Raw genomic sequence first — 19,468 nt, 5'->3', positions numbered from 1 at the left:
TTATCCTTAGTTTATAAAATTATGCGATAGTTTGCTCGCTATTTACTTCGCCAGTTGCACTGATAAATCTTACTTCAGGTTGCAAATATACACCGAATTTTTCTGCAACAGTTTGGCGAACGTGATGGGCAAGTTTGACTACGTCTTGTCCTGTTGCCCCACTTTTGTTAATTAACACTAATGCTTGTTTTTTATGAACCGCAGCCCCTCCTATTTGAAAACCTTTAAGATTACATTGATCAATCAGCCAGCCTGCCGCTAATTTCACTGAGCCATCTGCTTGTGGAAAGTGCGGTAGATTTTTGTGATGTTTTTTGATTTCCTCAAAATGTTCTGAACTGACAACTGGATTTTTAAAGAAACTCCCTGCATTACCCGTTTCATTTGGATCAGGTAATTTACTTTGACGGATATGACAGACTTCATCAAAAATTTGTTTAGCCGTGACAGTTTTTGGATCGAACGCTACAAGCGAACCATATTTTAGAATAGGCTGCCAATCTTTTTTAAGCTTTAATCCAACCGCTGTAATCACGTAACCTTGCTGATAACGATGTTTAAAAGTACTTTCACGATAACCAAATTCACATTGTTCTGTGTCGAGTCTAAAGGTTTCATTCGTGTTTAAATTAAGTACATCCACATAATCGCACACATCTTTAAATTCAACGCCATAAGCACCGATATTTTGAATAGGCGCAGATCCTGCACAGCCAGGAATTAAAGCCAGATTTTCTAAGCCATAAATACCATTATTAATAGACCATTCCACCAATTTATGCCAATTTTCCCCACCATTGACGTGAAGATAGTGAAAATGTGCATTTTGTTCGTGCGTAATCCCCATTAAACGATTTAAAACCACCACGCCATTAAAATCATCCAGAAACAGAACATTACTGCCTTGACCTAAAAAAAGTACGGGTAAATTTTCTGATTTAGAATGCGCCCACACTTGTTGTAGTTGTTCGATACTATGTGCTTCAATAATTTCACGAGCATTAGACTGAATATGGAAAGTATGAAAAGGCTGTAAATTTTGCATTTTGATGTCCTAAAATAATGTATGCGGCAAGGTAATCTTGACTTGCGTGCCGCCTTGTTCACGGCGATGAATATGCAATTGTGCATTAAGCTGACGACAGCGTTCCGCCATAATATTCAAGCCGTAATGCCCTTCTGGTTCTTCAAGAGTTGGAATGCCAACCCCATCATCTTCAACTAAAATTTCATATTCGCCTTCTGCATTAATTCTTGCACTTATTTCAATTGCTGTGCCTTGAGAATGTTTGATTGCATTGGTTGTTGCCTCACGCACAATTTGAAGTATATGCACTAACTGTTGAGGATTTAAACTTTGTGAGGGTAATTGACTTTTTACATTCATTTGCATTGAAGTTTGAGTGCGTAAAGAATTAATTACCTGTTCTAAAGCGAGTTGTAAATTCGCTTCTTGTATGGTTAAACGGAAAGTGGCTAAAAGCTCGCGTAACTGTGCGTAACCACCAGAAAGGGCTTGTTCAAAATCGGCAATAATTGCCAAACTCTTTTCTTTTGATTGTTCGTCTTCTTTCTTCAGGTTATGTTTGAGCAAAGTAAGTTGAATTTGTAAAAATGATAAGACTTGTGCCAAGGAATCGTGCAATTCTCGCGCAATAATTGAGCGTTCTTCCATTAATAAAAGCTGTTCTTTCTGGCGTAAATTTTTATGGAAATAAAGCGCACGAGCAAGCATTTGCGCTAAATTTTGCATAATGCGGGGATCTGGACAAGGTAGTCCCGCTTGCCAAGAGAGTACACCTAATTCTTCGTTATCCACAGAAAGGGGTTCGATTTGTAATGCACTATCGGTTTCTCGCTCACCCAATGTAATATCCCAATGCTCAGCTCCCATCACTTCCACTTTAACGAAGTTCAAATGCTCGCTAATAAAAATGTAATTCAAAACTTGATTTAAAATTTTATCGTTAATTGTGTTTGTATTCAGAAGTTGAGCACTTTGATAAAGTGTGCTTAAAGTGCGGTTAGTTTGGCGTAACTTTTGCGTTTTTTCGTTTACAGCTTCTTCTAAACGTGAATAAAGTTGTCCTAGTTCTGTGGACATTTGTGTAAATACACGTGCCAGCGTGCCAAGTTCGTTTTGTTTCCTTGTGTCAAGCGGAATATGATTGAATTGACGCATTTGCACTTGCATACTGGCTTTTGTCATTAAATGCAAAGGTTTCACAACTTCTCGCTGTGTGTACCAAATCACATAAGACACCATAGCTAAAATTAACAACATAGCGAAAAAAAGCACCGATACGCCCAAAATCCATTTTTGCTCACTGAAACGTTGTAGCTCAAACACAAAATGATCAACATCTGCAACATAATCTGTGAGCTGTTCACTATAATTTTTCACATCATACTGACGTGCATATTTTTCCATTATCGCCCAACGTCGCAAAATGGTTTGATAAGATAATTTCACTGCTTTAGGTGTAAAAAATTGATTTTGCGTTTCCAGTAATGCAGAAGAATGTAAGCTAACCTGATAACGACGCAAATTATTTTCTATACTTTCTGGTTGTGTCCGCATTTCGTAAAGCAAACGATAACTTTGCATTCGTAATGAACCAGAAATATTAATAGCTTTCGCATCATATTTATTACTACTTATAATCGCTAAACTCAGAGAACTAATCACGCCAGCAACAATTAAAATAATAAATAAATATTTAGCAATACGAGTGGAAACAGAACGCTTGGTATGCACAGAAAACTCCAGTGGAAATTAAAAAAGTGCGGTAGAATTTTTATTTCTTTTTAAATTTAGCCCAAACTTTATCTTCTTGACCACGCCATAAGCGTTGAATGTTATCGTGATGACGATAAATTAATAGGCAACATACCAAGGCAACAGGAAAAGTAAATTCTGGTTTAAACCACCACACATAAAAAGGCACGAGTAACGCCGTAAGTACCGCACTTAATGAAGAATAGCCACTAATAAGAAAAACAAAGATCCACGTACCAAACATTGAACCTGCAACAGCCCAAGAAATTGGTGCGATTGCTCCAAAGGCAGTTGCAACACCTTTGCCACCTTTAAATTGAAAAAAAATGGGGAAAATATGCCCTAAACAAGCACCAAGTGCGACCATCCCTAATTCAAATTGGGTTAAACCTAAATAATAACCTGCCCATACAGGAATCATCCCTTTTAACATATCAAAAATAAGCACCGCCAAGGCAGACTTACGATTTCCAATACGTAATACATTCGTCGCACCAGGATTGTGTGAACCATTTTGACGAGGATCAGGCAATCCAGTAAGGCGACAAATTAAAATCGCACTGGAAATAGAGCCTAAAAGATAGGCAAAAAGCATATAAAAAAGGGCGAAAAGGCTCATTTTGCACTCCAGCAAGAAAAACTGTTCGTTATTCTACCCAAAATTGATAGCATACGCCTACAATAATTTTAGAGGAAACCTTATGGATCGTATTTTTATTGAAGAATTGACTGTTTTTGCACAAATCGGTGTATATGATTGGGAACAGCAAATAAAACAAAAACTTGTGTTTGATTTGGAAATGGCTTGGGATTGTAAACAAGCGGCAGAAACGGATGATGTTGCATATTGTTTAAATTATGCTGAAGTGAGCCAAGTGATAATTGATTATGTGGAAAGTAAACCTTTCTTGCTGATTGAGCGAGTGGCTTATGAAGTGGCGGATTTGCTTGAGTCACGTTATCAACTTCAAGGATTAAAAATTAAACTGAGTAAACCAAAAGCCGTCGCGCAAGCTCGAAATGTTGGCGTATTGGTTATACGTGGATGTTTAAAATAATGTAGCGATAGTGGCTATTAATAAATCTGACAGGCATGCAATTTAATTGGTGCCTGTCAGATTGGCTTTACACTTTTACCTTGTGTTCTGAATAGTTATTGTTCAGCTTCTAACTCTCCAACACTCACTTTAGTATTATTACCTTTATCGCCGAATTGTTGTTCTTCGCAACCGTTACCTGCATCACAAACTGCAACAGAAACAAGTTTTTCAACATCTAAGCTACTCACTAACTTTGTATTAATGATTTTTTCGCTTGCGTCCGTAACATTCAATTGCTCAGCAGATAAGTTGGTGGCTCGCACACCGTTAATTTTGTCATAAAGTCTAGCAAAACCACGTTCACTGAGTTTGGTAGAATCGCCGTTAATTTTTGTTTGATTAAAGTTTTTCTCACGAGGCAGTTCAAAGAATGTGAAATTTGAATTTGATTTTACCTCAATTTCTACCCCTTTGGAGCTTAAATAAGCTGTCCCACCGTTTGGTGCTAAGGCAGTGATGTCGGCATTTTCAATGGTTGTTTTGGTATTTGCGTTATCACCAATAGTAAATGCCATATTGGCAATATTAGCATCATTATCAATTGAGCCTGGCGCACCATTAATGATCACTTCCTTCCCAGTTCTTCCACCTGTGTTAATTGCAGTAATTTTCAAGTCATCTTTGCTGTTTTTACCTGCAATTTTTGTATCGCCATCAGTTCTAAAGGTGTAACCCTGATGAGATTTCACAAAAATAGAACTTTTTTCCCCTATTAATTCCCCGATTAAAAACATCGTAGCATAAGGTGCTTTTGGAGATATATCGCTTTTCTCATCGCCCACGATTTTGATATGTGAGTTTACCATTGAGACTTTACCATTCATTCCTAAACGGTTAATTTGAGTTGAAATATCTTGTGAATTATCTTTATCAAAGGTAATATCAATCTTGCTATTATCTAACTTAATTTTTTCTGCCAGTAAATGCACAAATCCATTTTTCAGATTAATATTACTGTTAGAAATATTAATTTCTGTGCCTTTAATAGCTGCTCGCCCTGTATTTTTGGTGGCAAACATATCAAAACGATGCCAATAGGCTTTGTTCATATCTAAATCTAAATCATTGTAATATTTCCAACGGCGTCTGCCTTGTTCTAACGAAGATAACTGTGTACGCTTGTCTAAATCCAATACACCGTATTCATATTTTGAATTATTACGGGATACCCCCCCATCAATGTAAAAATTCGTCTGTCCTGTGGCGGTGATGTTATTTAAATTAACTTTTTCAAATCCACCCGCTAAAACCACATCATCAACCTGATTAAAGACTACATTACGCATATCAACATTAAACTTCTTGCGTTGTGACTTTTCTGCTCTCTTCCATCGGTTTTCATAATCCTCTTCATTGACACTACGCCCCAATCCTATCGCTCCGTTACCAAGATTTATTTTGCTGTCGGTAATTTTAATATCTGATTTAAAATCTTCCTTATTCTGCAAACTCGTTACAACAAATAAACGACCTTTTGAGTGAATATCCGCATGATCAATATTAATATGACCTTGGTTAGTCAGCTTTAATAGCGAATCTGTGCCTTTAAAGGAATCTATATGAATACGTCCTGAAATATTAACGTCCTTTCCTTTAAGAGTTACTTTTCCATTATTAGCTAGTAATGAACTTAACGCCTCTGTTTGTATAAATGAATCCGTCCCCGTATCATCTTTATCATCTGCAATCCGAATATTTTCAGTGTCTGGCACGTCAATATTAACTTCTGTATTTAATGTTTTATGTTCATCATTATAGTGCGTTCCACTATTTTCACGTCCAAAGTTACCATTGATATTAACGCTTTTGCCTTTAAAGTTGATTTTAGGCGAGGTAACTTTTGATCCAGTTTGAGAAGTGATTTTTATATTGTCTTTAAGTTCGTTATTTGAGGTAAATACAGTCTCACTCTCCCCTTTAATATCACTTTTATTATTCAACTCAACATTGTCAGCAGATAACACAATCTTACCTTTTCGATTGCTAACTTTAGTTGCTTCTAATACTCCATTATTCACAACCAAGCTATCTAATGCTTCTTTACGCCCTTTCGCACTTAACGTAATCTCTCCTGCTTTAATGCTCCCTTCATTTTTAACAATACTCTGTACTGCATTATCTTCTAATGCCACACTTATGCTGCTATCTGATAAGGTAAATGTAAAATTATAGTCTGAGGATAAATATACTTTGCCATTTGTAGCGTCAATTTTCCCTTCATTGATAACTTCATCGCCATTAAGTACCACGAAATCTTTCGCCTTAATTTCCCCTTCATTGATAACTTGACCTTCTTTTAGCACCCGACCGTCTTTTAGCACCAGACCTTCTTTTACCACCTGACCGTCTTTTAGTTTACGGGTAAATTTATTGGTATTGGTATTGCTATTGCCATTTTCACTGATTTTCTCTAAATCTTTGGTTGTTGCAAGTAAACCAGCTACATTAATTTGTGCCCCTTTGGTAATAATAACCCCATTAGGGTTTGCTAAATAAACCTTACCGTTTGCCGTCAATTTCCCTTGAATTTGGCTAGCATTGCCACCAGTTACACGGTTATATGCCACAGAATTTGCGTCAGGCTGTTTAAATTCCACTTCTTTATTTTGACCGATGTCAAAACTATGCCAGTCTATTTGAGTTGTTGGGGTTTTTTGATCAATCGTCATTTTATTTCCAATTGTAGAAACATCTGCCTCCCCAACAACTACTTTATCCTTTTGTGGAAAATCCGGTGTAGAGGCATATGCCGCACCACTGCAAGTGGTCAAAATGATAAGAGAAATTACATTTAATTTATACATAGCATACCTCCTTAGAAAGTTTTAATCATAGAAAGCCAGAATTGGTGTTTATCGGCATTATTAATATTGTTATCAAGCGGTTTAGCGATACTAGTGTTGATGGCATAGCTGCCAGCATCTGAAAGAGAAAGTCCTGCACCAACGCTTTGTAATTTCACGCTATTTTTCACGCCTTTTGCGAGAAATTGGCTATGTTTATAAGATTTCCCAAAACCATAGTCATAGAACAATGAGCTTACTAGCACACTTTGGGAAAAGACTGGTAAATAATGTTTGAATTCTGTTTGTATCAAATGCCCTTCATCCACAGAAGCCGCACCAGCTTGATGTCCACGTACTCCAGACAAACCACCAAGCAACATTTTCTGTGAGCTTTCAAGGGTTTTATCGGCAAACTGACCGTTTATACCAATATTGAAAGCAAAAGATTTTGGTAAAATTTGCTCGTGAGACAAGCGGTAGTTATATACCGTAAAATGCGATTGTGGTTGAAAATTCTCTACTGCATTATGTTGTTTTTCACTAGTTTGATTCGCTAAATTACCGAACAAGGTAGATAATGAAAAATAAGTTGTCCCATCTTTAATAAGATTCCAAGAGCCGTCAATCCCTGCAGTTAAACTATTTATTTTCCGTTTTTGTTTCACAGAAACCGCTTGTTGTTTATCCGTAAGGTTTTGATGATTAAAGCTCACTTTAGTACTTAAACGAAAATTTGGTGTACGGATTGTTGGGTGCAACAAATAAGCCCCTAAGGTATGGGAATGCCCTTGAGATTGTAATGATTTAAAATTACCACCTAATTTGTAGTGGAGATAGTTAGCAGTTACACCAAAACGCGTAGAATAACCATCAATTAAAGAGGAATAATCTATACGAGCATTTTTTAAATTAGCCTGATTAGAACTCAGTAAATCCAGTTTCAATTCATCGCCCCAGCCATTCAAATTACTGACTTTTGTCCCCGCAGCCAAACGGTAACGCCCTGTATATTTGTTGCCTTGATTATCTACTGAAACATAACTAGAAAAACGTTTTGCATCGTTAATCTTAATCAGTAAATTCGCTTCGCCGACTTTTTTGCCTGCGGAGAGTTGCAAACCAGCATTTACCCCTGGAACATCATTTATTGTTAAAGCAAATTTTTCTAACTCATCTTTCAAAATAAATTCGGACGTATTTACTGTTGTATTAGAAAGACGGGATACAAATTTATTGCTTAATGCACTGTGATTTTGCAAGCGTATTTCGCCCACATTACCTTTGAGTAACAGAATTTTTACCGTACCTTGCTCAATTTCCTGCGGTGGTAAAATTGCTTTTGCCACTAAATAATTATTATGACGATAAAATTCGCTGATCTCATTTGCTAAATTACTTAAATCTGACAGCGATACCTCTTTTCCTACATAATTTTTCAAAATATGCGCAAGTTCATCTGCCGCCACTTCCTGATTGTTTCGATCTAAAATCTGTACTTGCGTAAGTGGAAATTTTAGCTCTTGTTTATACTGTGCGGTATAAGGCGATTTTGCTGCTTGATTAAATAATTCGCCACTAGGTTTGGCTTCTGGTTGAATTTGACGCTGTTCTAGTTCACGGTTCAATGATCCAGCATTTGGCACTAATGCCATCACTGAATTACTCAAAACAAAGCCTAAACTGACCGCACTTGCAATAACAGAATAACGAGGTCTCATTTTCATTCCTTATGTCCTATTAATTGATAAAATTACAAAAATTGAGGGAAAACAGCTTTAGGGCGTTTTTCCAAAGTAAATTTAGAAGCTATAAACCGCACTAATTTTCGCATTGCGACCAGTGCCTTCCATTAAACTAAACGCTGGTTGATATTTTCTATCAAACAAGTTTTCCAGCGCAAAATCTAAACGCAGGTTTTTCCATTCGCCTTTTAATGGCGCATAGGTAGCACGAAGATCGGTCAGTATATAACTTGGGTAGGTAACACCATGATCTTTAGGCACTCGATGTTGGGCAGCGTAATGGGTTATTGTCGCTCCTACAGTGAATTTGTCTTTTACTAAAGCATAATCTGCCCCTACGCCGATTTTGCTTGCGGCAATGTTTGATAAAGCTTCGCCGCTATCTTTATCTCTACCTTTGGTACTGCCATAGTTAGTAAACAGCGTTAAACGTTCTGTTTGGTATTGAGCTTGCAACTCAATACCGCTTAAACGGGCATTAGTTATGTTTTGATACTGGGATTTTGTTGGCAAAAATGCTCTATTTGTATTTGTATTTGGATTTGCACTTGCATTTGTATTTGTCTTTGCATCATTAAATATTTTTAAGTTAATAAAATCTTTCACATCATTACGGAAATAAGTCGCTTCAATTTTGAATTTATCGCCTTGTTTAAACAGACTATCAAAATGTAGATTTGCGGTAATTTCTTTATTTTTCGCTGTTTCAGGGCGCAAATTTGGATTTGCTACAAATCTATTGACTTGATCTAGCCCTAGAGTATTTGCCCCAAAGTGAGCACCACTCACAAACCGCTCTTGCATAGATGGTGCTCGGAAAGCTTCATTATATTTAGCAGAAAAATCTAACCAATTGGTCACTTTCCAAGTTAATTTTGTGGCAGGCGATAAATGATTATCCTTATATTTTACAGTTTTACTTGAGGTATCGTAGTGGTCATAACGTACACTTGGCGAAACTAGCAATTTTTCCCCAAATAGTGGAATATGGGCGATTAAATAAACGCCTGTAGTGTTTGAATTCGCATTATAGGGGTCCGCTCGAAACTTCGCATCATTACTGTTTGTGCCGCGTTCTGTACTAATTTTATCTCGCATATAATCCACCCCATAAACAAAGGAAATGTGAGATAATTCGGAAGAATTACGTAAATTTATACCTCGGGTAGTTAATTTAGTCTGATCTTTCACACCACTGACTTTACGCTGTTCTTTCTCAATAGTCTTATTGTTGTATAGCGCAATATGCGTATTTAGATAAGGATTATCAGGCGTTAAATAATAGTTAAATACCGTGCTTTGATCAGGAATTTGTTGATCACTTAAATAACTGACACTGCCAAAACGTGTTTTCACTTTAGAGTAAAACTCTGATATTTCTGATGGTTTTCTTTTTATCGGCGGAAAACTGTCGCTTGGTCCGTGGAACTCGTTGATTTGATCTATAATTTTTTCATTGGTAAGTTCGTTTTCCACCTCATTATTGCTTGGTGCTGTTTGTTTAAAACGAGTTTCGCGGTGGGATAATTCCACACGGTTCGCATCATTAATTTGCCAACCAAACTTTGCTAAGCCCCCAAACTGTTTATAGGCTGTATTATTCAGCTTGTTGCCTTTACCAGTGCGTAAATTATCCGCATTATTATAGAAAGCACTAATAAGAACATCGAATTTGTCATTTGCCGCAAATACAGAAGCATCCCTTTCCGATAAATTATTAGCAGTTTGATAACCTTGGCGAATTTTAACCCCGAGTTTGTCATTATTTTTCAATAAATCCAAAGCATTTGGCGTACGCATTGCCACAACACCACCCAAAGCACCGCTACCCCATAAGGAGCTACTTGGCCCTTTGATTACTTCAATTTCTTGGATGAGTGACATTGGAAGAAAATAAGAACCTCTATGTGCTAAATCAAAATTTTGTCTCACGCCATCAATGACTTGCACAACACGATTATCACTTAACCCTCGGATATTAGGTTTTTGAGCAATGCTTCTCGAACCGCCTCTAATATCAACATTTGGAATGTCTTCTAACGCTGCTGCAACACTAGTCGCTTGCTTAGAAAGAAGACTATCTTTAGATTGTTTTTCTGGCGTATAAGCAAACCTACTTGGATCTCGTGTCGCAATAACGTTGATAGAGTCTAATTCAACGGATTGCGCTAGTGCATTTGCTGTCACTAAGGTTGTTGCAATTGCAAGGGAAAGTTTAGAAAATCGCATCTGTTTTCCTTATTGTAATAATTAAAAATAGGAGAATGGCGATGATAATAATGATAATTACAATAATAATCAATTGATTTATTTATAATCATTTGTATTTAGTAGCGTAAAATTTAAACTAATTTTGGATTTCAATCTGTACCTGCAAAAATTGGACTAAATAAGCAAGAGATTAAGGTATAGATTTTTATGACTAAATATAAACTAATTTAACAACAAGTTATTGATTTTTAACTTAAAAAATAAAACTCTTACTTTCCAAAAACAACTTTCAAGTTGGCTATATTAAAACGTTTAACTTAACCATCTAACTTTTGAGATGCAGATCATTTTTTCAAAATAATCCTAATTTTTTCATTTGTTCAATAACGGGTTCGACTTGAATCTCTGCCATCAAATTTTTCCCTTTTAGTTTGGTTGCCCAAGGTAGTTCAGATGACGGTTTGCCAAATTCTTTTTGGGCATTTTCTTCATATACAGATACCACGTTATCTAAATTATTATAAGGCGCAGTCCGCAAAGGATTGTGATAGGCATATAAGCCAATAACGGGTGTTCCTTGTGTTGTCGCAATATGGGCAGGGCCAGAATCTGGCGAAAGTACCAAATCAACCTTAGAAATTAAAGCGGTAAGCTGTTTTAGGTTTGTTTTTCCTGCAATATTGGTTGGCGTGAAATGGCAAAGTGCGGTAATTTTTTCGACTATTTCTAATTCACGTTTGGCTGGCGAACTGCAGAAAATCACATTGACATTATGCTGATGGGCAATATTGGCAACCTCTGCATAACGTTCGATTAGCCAATCTTTTTCTGCTTTGCTAGAACAAGGGGAAATTAATAAATTTTTACGAGAGAAATCAATAAATTGATCGGCAAATTTATCATCATCTTGTGAGATAGCTAATTGCCATTTCGGTTCTACTTTCGGTACGCCAATATATTCAGCGAAAGCCATAAATCCATCTAATACGTGAGGGGAAAAAGGATCTCTGATACGACGATTTACAAATAGCCATTGCCCTTCGCGAGAACGTTTTTCTCCAAATCCAATTTTGAATTTTGCTTTAATTCCTAAAGAAAGGATTGATGCACGAAATGCTGTTTGCATATTTAATAGCGCATCAAACTGCTTATTTTTTAGTTGTTTCCAAAGTGATAAAACGCCTTTCCATCCTGTTTTTTTATCATAAGGAATGAGCGAGACATTAGGAATGCCTGAAAGCAAACCCATTTCGGTTTTTCCTACAATCCACGTCATTTCTGTTTGGGGATAATATGCCTGAATGTGCTGAACCACCGCTAAGGCGTGGCAAACATCGCCTACAGCTGATAATCGGAGAATACAAAGGGATTTTGGAGCTTCGGTAAAAAGTGGCATTAACGTTCCTTTATCATTTAATTTGTGCCTATTTTAAAGTAGAATGACCCCATTTTCTATTCATAACAACGTTCTAATGCACCAATTCCAACAAGATAACCAATATTTTATCTTTAATTTTGACCGCACTTTTGACCAAGCAACCGAGTTTTTCCAAGCGGAATTTTGGCAAAAACAAGAACGAGTGATAGGAAGTGCAAAAGGTCGAGGCATCACTTATTTTTTGCAAACTGAAGATTGGTTTGGTGTAAATTGTGCGTTGCGTCATTATTATCGCGGCGGACTTTGGGGTAAACTGAACAAAGATCGTTATCGTTTTTCTGATCTTGAAACTACCCGTAGTTTTGCTGAGTTTCATTTGTTGCAACGTTTGTATGAAGCGGGGTTACCTGTGCCTAAACCCATTGCTGCACGTATTCAAAAAGGCAAGTTAGGTATTTGCTATCAAGCGGATATTTTGACGGAAAAAATCGAAAACGCGCAGGATTTAACCGCACTTTTACAAACACAAACATTGCCAAAAGAAACTTGGAGGCAAATTGGTCGTTTGATTCGAAAACTACATGATTTACAGATTTGCCATACAGACTTGAATGCACACAATATTTTGCTTCAACAAGCTGAACAAGGGCAAAAATGTTGGTTACTGGATTTTGATAAGTGCGGCGAAAAATCTGGAGATTTTTGGAAAGTGCAGAATCTGAACCGTTTAAAACGTTCCTTCGAAAAAGAAGTTGGACGAATGAATATTCAATTTACCGAGCAAAACTGGGCTGATTTAACGTCAGCTTATCATCAATAAAAGGATTGATTATGAAACAAAAAATCGTACTTGCTACAGGCAATAAAGGAAAAGTAAAAGAAATGGCTGATGTCCTATCTGATTTTGGTTTTGAAGTGATTGCACAAACAGATCTAGGCATTGAAAGCCCAGAAGAGACAGGTTTAACTTTTGTAGAGAATGCCTTATTAAAAGCACGCTATGCCTCAGAGAAATCAGGTTTGCCTGCTATTGCGGATGATTCTGGCTTAGTAGTTTCCTCACTTAATGGCGCACCAGGTCTGTATTCTGCACGTTATGCTGGCGAAGAGGGCAATGATGCTAAAAACCGTGAGAAATTATTGGCAGAGCTTGCACATATTGCACAAGATCAACGCCAAGCCAAATTTGTGAGCTGTATCGTGTTTTTACAGCATCCAACAGATCCATCTCCAATTATTGCCGAAGGTGAGTGTCATGGTGTGATTGGTTTTGAAGAAAAAGGCGAAAATGGTTTTGGTTATGACAGTTTATTCTTTAGTCCAGAACAAGGTTGTACATTTGCTGAATTAGAAACGGTTGAGAAGAAAAAAATTTCTCATCGTGCAAAGGCATTGAGCGTTTTAAAAAATAAATTATAAAGTTAATAAAATTATTTAATCTATCAATAAAAAATAACCCTAAAAATAATAATTCACATGTTAATCAGAGATAATTTTATGACAGACAGACAGACAGACAGACAGACAGACAGACAGACAGACAGACAGACAGATAATAAATATTATATTTTCATCTGACAACTATTATGCAACTTATTTAGCTGTAAGTATTTTTAGCATTATTAAAAATACACCTGAAAAAATAAATTTTTATATTCTTGATATGAAAATAAATCAGGAAAATAAGACCATAATAAATAATTTAGCAAGTGCATATTCTTGTAAAGTATTTTTCTTGCCTGTTTGTGAGGCAGATTTTCAAAATTTTCCAAAAACAATAGATTACATATCTTTAGCGACTTACGCTAGACTAAATTTAACTAAATATATAAAGAATATAGAAAAAGCTATTTATATCGATGTAGATACATTAACAAACTCTTCACTTCAAGAACTTTGGGATATAGATATAACGAATTATTATTTGGCAGCATGTCGAGATACTTTTATTGATGTAAAAAATGAAGCTTATAAAAAATCCATTGGTTTAGAAGGATATTCTTATTTTAATGCAGGTATATTATTAATTAATTTAAATAAATGGAAAGAAGAAAATATTTTCCAAAAATCAATAAACTGGATGAATAAATACAATAATGTTATGAAATACCAAGATCAAGATATTCTAAATGGTATCTGTAAAGGAAAAGTAAAATTTATTAATAATAGATTTAATTTTACACCAACGGATCGAGATTTGATTAAAAAGAAAAATTTATTACACGTAAAAATGCCAATAATTATTTCTCATTATTGTGGTCCATATAAATTTTGGCACAAAAAATGCGGTCACTTAAATTGTCATATAGGAAATTTACTTTTAAAAGAAATGGATAAAATTATTGATATACCATCATCTTGGTATGATCATTTTGAGAAAATCCCTTTTTTAATTAAAATAAAAAGGTTAAGAAAGAGAATAAAAGATAAATTAATATATGGCATCTATTAAAAATCAACTGTTTTAATAATTATTAATTTCTTCTAACTCTGGATTAGATCAATAGCTTTATTGCCTATTTTTTAACTAATCTTCTAAAGATTTTTATTTTTTATAGTAAAAAACTTGACTAAACCAGAGTAAATCTTTATAGTTTGCGAACCTTTTACGGTGAGATGTCCGAGTGGTTGAAGGAGCACGCCTGGAAAGCGTGTATGTGGGAAACTGCATCAAGGGTTCAAATCCCTTTCTCACCGCCATTAATCCCGTCAAATAATATCTATCTCGTTAAAAAATATAAATACAATCTGTATCTTTCATTAGTCTTTATTTCTATTAAAACCAATTTAAGAAAAAATTAATCTGACAGACATATTATTTTACAATAAGACTGCCAGATTAGATTTTATCTTTTACAGTATTTAGTTTTCAAAAGAATCTTTTAAACGTTCATTCGCTCGGCGAGATTCACTTTTATGTTGAAGTTTATTAAGCTGACGTTCTAATTTTTCTTCCACTTCATTAATTGCTTTATACATATCATCTGAAGTTGCACTGGCTAATAAATTGCCTAAAGGTGTGCCAATAGAGGCTTCGACAGTAAATCCATTAGGTACTTTGTTTAAAACAAAATGTGGGCTAATTAACTGCGTTTGCCACTTACCTAACTTCGCAAGTCTTTCCTCCAAGTGTTCACGAATTGCAGGAGTGATGTCCATTTGTTTACTGGTAATATTAAGTGTCATAGCATTTACCTCTTTGTTGCGTGATTTAAATTCTAGTTAATAACAAAATAGTGTTCTTATTTTAGATTTTCAAGTGCTTTAAAGATAAATATCAGAATAATTTTCAAAAGGATGATCTATGTCTCATTTTTAAACATTTATTATATTCGAAAAATTATTATGTGACGAAACCCTATTGAATTGAAGTGCTTGATAAATCCTGTAATTGTTTGTTGTATGCGGTAGTGAGTGTTAAAACAATGCGATTTAAACGTTCCGAAGTATAATATTGTTTATCTGATACATTTGGTGTAAAAATAATACCATCTCGGCGCATATGCAAAATAGATACGGTAATCGCACTCACATCAGGTGTCATAACTTGTTCTATTTGATATTTTATTTCTATAGACTTATCGCCAATTCGTTCTGTTTTTGTCCAATCGGTCGTTAAAATCGAACCATTTGTTGTTGATGAAATACCCTCTTCTTTCAACAAACGCTTAACTTGCTGAAGATTATATAGTTTTGCCTCTTGTTTTGGATAGACAATCAACGAGCGTTCTCCATCAAATTTTGTTATTGAATTTTGAATAATAGCAAGAGGGATTAATGGTGGACGAATATCAATATCTCCCCTTTTTTTCACTTCAATATTAGGTAACGAATAAGCATCATCAGCTTTTGGTAATTGTACACCTCCAGTAGCCAAAGGGGAAAAATGGGGAATGCTCGCCTCAGATTTTTGAAATGAATCGTTGCTTGCTTTTAAGGTTTCGGGATTAGACGAACAACCAGCTAGAATAATAGCCGTTATTAAACTCAATATTATTTTTTTCATATACTAACCTTAACTAAATTGAAAATTTGATAAATTCTGACCGCACTTTTCTGATCATTTTACTGATCTATAATACATAAAAGTGAGGGGTAATTACTTACCCTTTTATTTTTATAACAATCCTGCAATTTTTAGTGCATCTTCTACTTTTGGTTGAATTTCTTCACTAAGTGTCGTAAGTGGCAAGCGTAAATGTGGCGATTTAATTAAGCCTAATCGATAAGCTGCCCACTTCACTGGAATTGGATTGGATTCAATGAATAGGTCGTGATGTAAACGCATTAAACGAGCATTAATTTCTTCCGCTTTATCAAAATCTCCCACGAGTGCATAACGGCACATATCAGCCATATCTTTTGCTGCAATGTTATTTGTTACTGATATTACTCCCTCAGCACCTAATTTTATTGCTTCTAAGCCTGTTGCATCATCGCCACTTAAAACAATAAAATTCTTACCTGCAAGCTGCTTAATTTTAACTATTCGGCTAACATCTCTCGTTGCTTCCTTAATGCCTACAATATTTTCAATTTCAGCTAAACGAGCAACTGTTTCTGGTTTCATATCACTGCCTGTGCGACTAGGAACATTATAAAGAATCTGTGGTAAATCAGTACATTCCGCAATGGCTTTAAAATGTTGATACATTCCCTCTTGGGTTGGTTTATTATAATAAGGCACAACAGATAAACATCCTGCTACACCACTGTCTCGTAATAATTTGGTCATTGTAATTGCTTCACTCGTCGCATTTGCACCCGCTCCCGCAATAATAGGAATACGTCCTTTGGCAAATTCAACAGTCTTTTCAATGACTTTTACATTTTCTTCAATACTTAGCGTGGCGGATTCTCCCGTTGTACCCACAGAAACAAGCGCATTAGAACCAGCTTCAATGTGGTGTTCTACTAATTTTTCTAAACAGGAAAAATCGACTTCGCCATAATGATTCATTGGCGTAACAAGGGCAACTATGCTACCCGAAAATAAAGAATTTTGCGCTGACATATAACCTCCGTCGGTTTTTAATTTTATTATTTGGTTTCACTTGTTATAGTCGCTAAAATAACTTTAATTTGCAAATTTTTTTTCATTAAAGGAGTTTTTTATGAATCCATTATCTGTTGGTAATCAAGCACCTGCTTTTACCTTATTAAATCAACAAGAAAAATTTGTTTCTTTAAGTGATTTTCGTGGTAAAAAAGTTTTAATTTATTTTTATCCAAAGGCTCTCACTCCAGGCTGTACCACACAAGCCTGCGGATTGCGCGACAGTAAATCCGAATTAGATGCACTAGGTTTAGTTGTACTTGGTATTAGTCCTGATGCCCCGAAAAAATTAGCTCAATTTATTGAGAAAAAAGAACTTAATTTCACATTGCTTTCTGATCCTGATCATCAAGTTGCGGAGCAATTTGGCGTATGGGGCGAAAAAAAATTTATGGGGAGAACTTACGACGGTATTCATCGAATTAGTTTTTTAATCAATGAAAGCGGAACTATTATGCAAGTATTTGATAAATTTAAGATAAAAGACCATCATCAAATGATCATTGATTATCTTCGTTCCCTATAATATTTCAAAAAATAACCGCACTTTTCCACATAAAGTGCGGTAAAAAATTCAGAAATTTTTAAATTCAAGGTTTACGCATTATTCAGCCTTTGCTAGAATTCCCCGAGTGATTGAAATTCATTCTCAATTATATTCTCAAAAAAATTTCTCAAATAACAAGGAAAAAAAATGGTACAACTTTTTGATTTTTTACAACAGTATAGTGATTATTTTATCATCGGTTTATTATTACTGATGAGCATTATTATGCTTGCGATGGTAATTGAACGTTATCTTTTTTTAAGAAAGGTAAGCGTGGCACATTATTCTACTATTCACGCATTAGATATTGATTTAAACCGTAATATGACAGTGATTTCTACCATCGGTGCAAATGCGCCTTATGTTGGATTACTTGGTACAGTTATCGGGATTTTATTAACTTTCTATCAAATCGGTCACGGCGGTGGCGATATTGATCCAAGTGTAATTATGTTGCACTTATCTTTAGCATTAAAAGCAACTGCATTAGGTATTCTAGTGGCTATTCCCTCTATGGTGTTTTATAACGGTTTGGGGCGTAAAGTTGAAGTTAATCGTTTAAAATGGAAAGTATTAAGCGAACAAAAAGATAAGGAATAATTCGTGAAAAAATTCGATGAAATCAACATTATCCCTTTCATTGATATTATGTTGGTGCTACTTACTGTGGTGCTTATTACTGCATCTTTTATCTCTCAAGGTAAAATTCAAGTAAATGTACCAAAAGCTAGTACAGCGGTCGCATTTAAATCTGACGAGCTAGCTAAATTATTGACAGTGACAGCGGATAAACAACTCTATTTTAATGATAAACCTATTTCTCAAGAAGCTCTAGAGGCAGAAATTGCTCAATGGAATAAAGATCAGAAAGTAACTTTAAAAATTGATGCCGAAGCCTCTTTCCAAGATTTTGTGACGATTACAGATATGCTTTCTAAAAATGAAATCAAAAATGTGGCAATTGTTTCTATGAAAGATAAGGGAAAAAGTGCGGGTAAAAATTCTCAAGAATCTACTCCTTCTCAATCTGTACCAACTACGCCGTAAGGAATAATTATGCAGCAAACAAAACGTTCGCTATTGGGTTTGCTTATTTCTTTGATCGCACACGGTATTGTTATAGGATTTATCTTATGGAATTGGAATGAGCCAAGTGATAGTGCAAATAGCGCACAAGGCGATATATCTACAAGTATTTCTATGGAGCTATTACAGGGCATGGTGTTGGAAGAACCTGCTCCAGAGCCAGAAGATGTACAAAAAGAGCCAGAGCCTGAGCCAGAAAATGTACAAAAAGAGCCAGAACCAGAAAAACAAGAAATTGTAGAAGATCCAACAATAAAACCTGAACCGAAAAAAATCAAAGAACCGGAAAAGGAAAAGCCAAAACCAAAAGAAAAGCCGAAGAAGAAACCTAAAAAAGAGGTTAAACCACAAAAGAAACCAATCAATAAAGAGCTACCAAAAGGCGATGAAAATATTGATTCAAGTGCCAACGTAAATGATAAAGCAAGTACAACAAGTGCAGCTAATAGCAATGCACAGGTAGCAGGAAGTGGAACGGATACGAGTGAAATAGCGGCTTACCGTTCTGCAATCCGCCGTGAAATTGAAAGCCATAAACGTTATCCAACTCGAGCGAAGATAATGCGCAAACAAGGAAAAGTGAGTGTATCTTTTAATGTAGGAGCTGATGGTTCATTAAGTGGTGCTAAGGTTACAAAATCCTCAGGCGATGAAAGTTTAGATAAGGCGGCATTAGACGCTATTAACGTATCTCGCTCTGTTGGAACAAGACCCGCAGGATTTCCTTCGAGTTTAAGTGTGCAAATTAGTTTTACTCTTCAATAAAATGTGATATGGAAGATA

General features: G+C 35.6%; 18 protein-coding genes and 1 tRNA gene. 9 read left to right on the top strand and 10 right to left on the bottom strand.

Annotated elements, in window-relative coordinates:
- Positions 1-19: 19 nt before the first annotated feature.
- The 3 genes from murB to plsY are packed head-to-tail and all read right to left on the bottom strand — an operon-like array spanning position 20 to position 3,398.
- Positions 20-1,045 (bottom strand): UDP-N-acetylmuramate dehydrogenase, encoded by a 1,026-nt coding sequence (gene murB / locus DQN24_RS03120; RefSeq protein WP_111695382.1) that lies wholly within the window; start codon positions 1,043-1,045, stop codon positions 20-22.
- 9 nt (positions 1,046-1,054) lie between these two features.
- Positions 1,055-2,758 (bottom strand): nitrate/nitrite two-component system sensor histidine kinase NarQ, encoded by a 1,704-nt coding sequence (gene narQ, locus DQN24_RS03115; protein WP_111695381.1) that lies wholly within the window; start codon positions 2,756-2,758, stop codon positions 1,055-1,057.
- A gap of 40 nt (positions 2,759-2,798) precedes the next feature.
- Complete coding sequence (plsY, locus tag DQN24_RS03110) at positions 2,799-3,398, bottom strand: glycerol-3-phosphate 1-O-acyltransferase PlsY (protein WP_111695380.1); 600 nt, start codon at positions 3,396-3,398, stop codon at positions 2,799-2,801.
- An 82-nt stretch (positions 3,399-3,480) separates the two neighbouring features.
- Between plsY and folB the strand changes: the two genes are divergently transcribed.
- Positions 3,481-3,837, top strand: coding sequence for a dihydroneopterin aldolase (gene folB / locus DQN24_RS03105; RefSeq protein ID WP_005686687.1), 357 nt, complete (start codon positions 3,481-3,483; stop codon positions 3,835-3,837).
- A 95-nt stretch (positions 3,838-3,932) separates the two neighbouring features.
- On the opposite strand, the gene DQN24_RS03100 is transcribed toward folB, so the two are convergent.
- The 4 genes from DQN24_RS03100 to DQN24_RS03085 form a co-directional block, all read right to left on the bottom strand.
- The gene (locus DQN24_RS03100; protein ID WP_111695379.1) at positions 3,933-6,683 is read right to left on the bottom strand and encodes a filamentous hemagglutinin N-terminal domain-containing protein; all 2,751 of its coding nucleotides are present in this window, start codon (positions 6,681-6,683) and stop codon (positions 3,933-3,935) included.
- 11 nt (positions 6,684-6,694) lie between these two features.
- A complete protein-coding gene (hxuB, locus tag DQN24_RS03095; RefSeq protein WP_111695378.1) occupies positions 6,695-8,389 on the bottom strand; it encodes a heme/hemopexin-binding protein HxuB in 1,695 nt (564 codons plus the stop codon).
- A 75-nt stretch (positions 8,390-8,464) separates the two neighbouring features.
- Positions 8,465-10,636, bottom strand: a complete 2,172-nt coding sequence (locus tag DQN24_RS03090) for a TonB-dependent hemoglobin/transferrin/lactoferrin family receptor (RefSeq protein WP_111695377.1) — start codon at positions 10,634-10,636, stop codon at positions 8,465-8,467.
- Positions 10,637-10,970: 334 nt separating this feature from the next.
- On the bottom strand, positions 10,971-12,014 hold the full coding sequence (locus tag DQN24_RS03085) for a glycosyltransferase family 9 protein (RefSeq protein WP_111695376.1): 1,044 nt from the start codon (positions 12,012-12,014) through the stop codon (positions 10,971-10,973).
- 76 nt (positions 12,015-12,090) lie between these two features.
- On the opposite strand from DQN24_RS03085, the gene DQN24_RS03080 reads away from it, so the two are divergent.
- The 4 genes from DQN24_RS03080 to DQN24_RS03065 all read left to right on the top strand — a co-directional run bounded on the left by DQN24_RS03080 (position 12,091) and on the right by DQN24_RS03065 (position 14,696).
- A complete protein-coding gene (locus tag DQN24_RS03080; protein WP_111695375.1) occupies positions 12,091-12,816 on the top strand; it encodes a 3-deoxy-D-manno-octulosonic acid kinase in 726 nt (241 codons plus the stop codon).
- Positions 12,817-12,827: 11 nt separating this feature from the next.
- Positions 12,828-13,415 (top strand): RdgB/HAM1 family non-canonical purine NTP pyrophosphatase, encoded by a 588-nt coding sequence (rdgB, locus tag DQN24_RS03075; protein WP_111695374.1) that lies wholly within the window; start codon positions 12,828-12,830, stop codon positions 13,413-13,415.
- 136 nt (positions 13,416-13,551) lie between these two features.
- On the top strand, positions 13,552-14,448 hold the full coding sequence (locus DQN24_RS03070; protein WP_111695373.1) for a glycosyltransferase family 8 protein: 897 nt from the start codon (positions 13,552-13,554) through the stop codon (positions 14,446-14,448).
- 158 nt (positions 14,449-14,606) lie between these two features.
- Positions 14,607-14,696, top strand: a tRNA-Ser gene (locus DQN24_RS03065).
- A gap of 162 nt (positions 14,697-14,858) precedes the next feature.
- Here DQN24_RS03065 and hpf read toward each other — a convergent pair.
- The 3 genes from hpf to dapA form a co-directional block, all read right to left on the bottom strand.
- Positions 14,859-15,182 (bottom strand): ribosome hibernation-promoting factor, HPF/YfiA family, encoded by a 324-nt coding sequence (gene hpf / locus DQN24_RS03060; RefSeq protein ID WP_005648863.1) that lies wholly within the window; start codon positions 15,180-15,182, stop codon positions 14,859-14,861.
- 172 nt (positions 15,183-15,354) lie between these two features.
- Positions 15,355-16,002, bottom strand: a complete 648-nt coding sequence (bamC, locus tag DQN24_RS03055) for an outer membrane protein assembly factor BamC (protein WP_050948883.1) — start codon at positions 16,000-16,002, stop codon at positions 15,355-15,357.
- A gap of 111 nt (positions 16,003-16,113) precedes the next feature.
- Positions 16,114-17,010, bottom strand: coding sequence for a 4-hydroxy-tetrahydrodipicolinate synthase (gene dapA / locus DQN24_RS03050; RefSeq protein ID WP_111695372.1), 897 nt, complete (start codon positions 17,008-17,010; stop codon positions 16,114-16,116).
- Between the two features lie 100 nt (positions 17,011-17,110).
- Between dapA and bcp the strand changes: the two genes are divergently transcribed.
- The 4 genes from bcp to DQN24_RS03030 all read left to right on the top strand — a co-directional run bounded on the left by bcp (position 17,111) and on the right by DQN24_RS03030 (position 19,450).
- Positions 17,111-17,578 carry a thioredoxin-dependent thiol peroxidase gene (gene bcp / locus DQN24_RS03045; RefSeq protein ID WP_005653400.1) on the top strand — a complete coding sequence of 156 codons (468 nt, stop codon included), beginning with the start codon at positions 17,111-17,113 and terminating at the stop codon, positions 17,576-17,578.
- A gap of 168 nt (positions 17,579-17,746) precedes the next feature.
- The gene (gene exbB / locus DQN24_RS03040; protein WP_005648856.1) at positions 17,747-18,199 is read left to right on the top strand and encodes a TonB-system energizer ExbB; all 453 of its coding nucleotides are present in this window, start codon (positions 17,747-17,749) and stop codon (positions 18,197-18,199) included.
- 3 nt (positions 18,200-18,202) lie between these two features.
- Positions 18,203-18,646: a TonB system transport protein ExbD gene (exbD, locus tag DQN24_RS03035; RefSeq protein WP_005694050.1), complete on the top strand. Its 444-nt coding sequence runs from the start codon at positions 18,203-18,205 to the stop codon at positions 18,644-18,646.
- Between the two features lie 9 nt (positions 18,647-18,655).
- On the top strand, positions 18,656-19,450 hold the full coding sequence (locus DQN24_RS03030; RefSeq protein WP_005692201.1) for an energy transducer TonB: 795 nt from the start codon (positions 18,656-18,658) through the stop codon (positions 19,448-19,450).
- Positions 19,451-19,468: the final 18 nt, after the last annotated feature.

Origin of the sequence: Haemophilus influenzae (genome assembly GCF_900475755.1) — a bacterium.
Lineage (GTDB): Bacteria > Pseudomonadota > Gammaproteobacteria > Enterobacterales > Pasteurellaceae > Haemophilus > Haemophilus influenzae_D.
The sequence above is the reverse complement of the archived record's forward strand: the minus strand, read 5'-3'. Positions and strand labels throughout refer to the sequence as shown.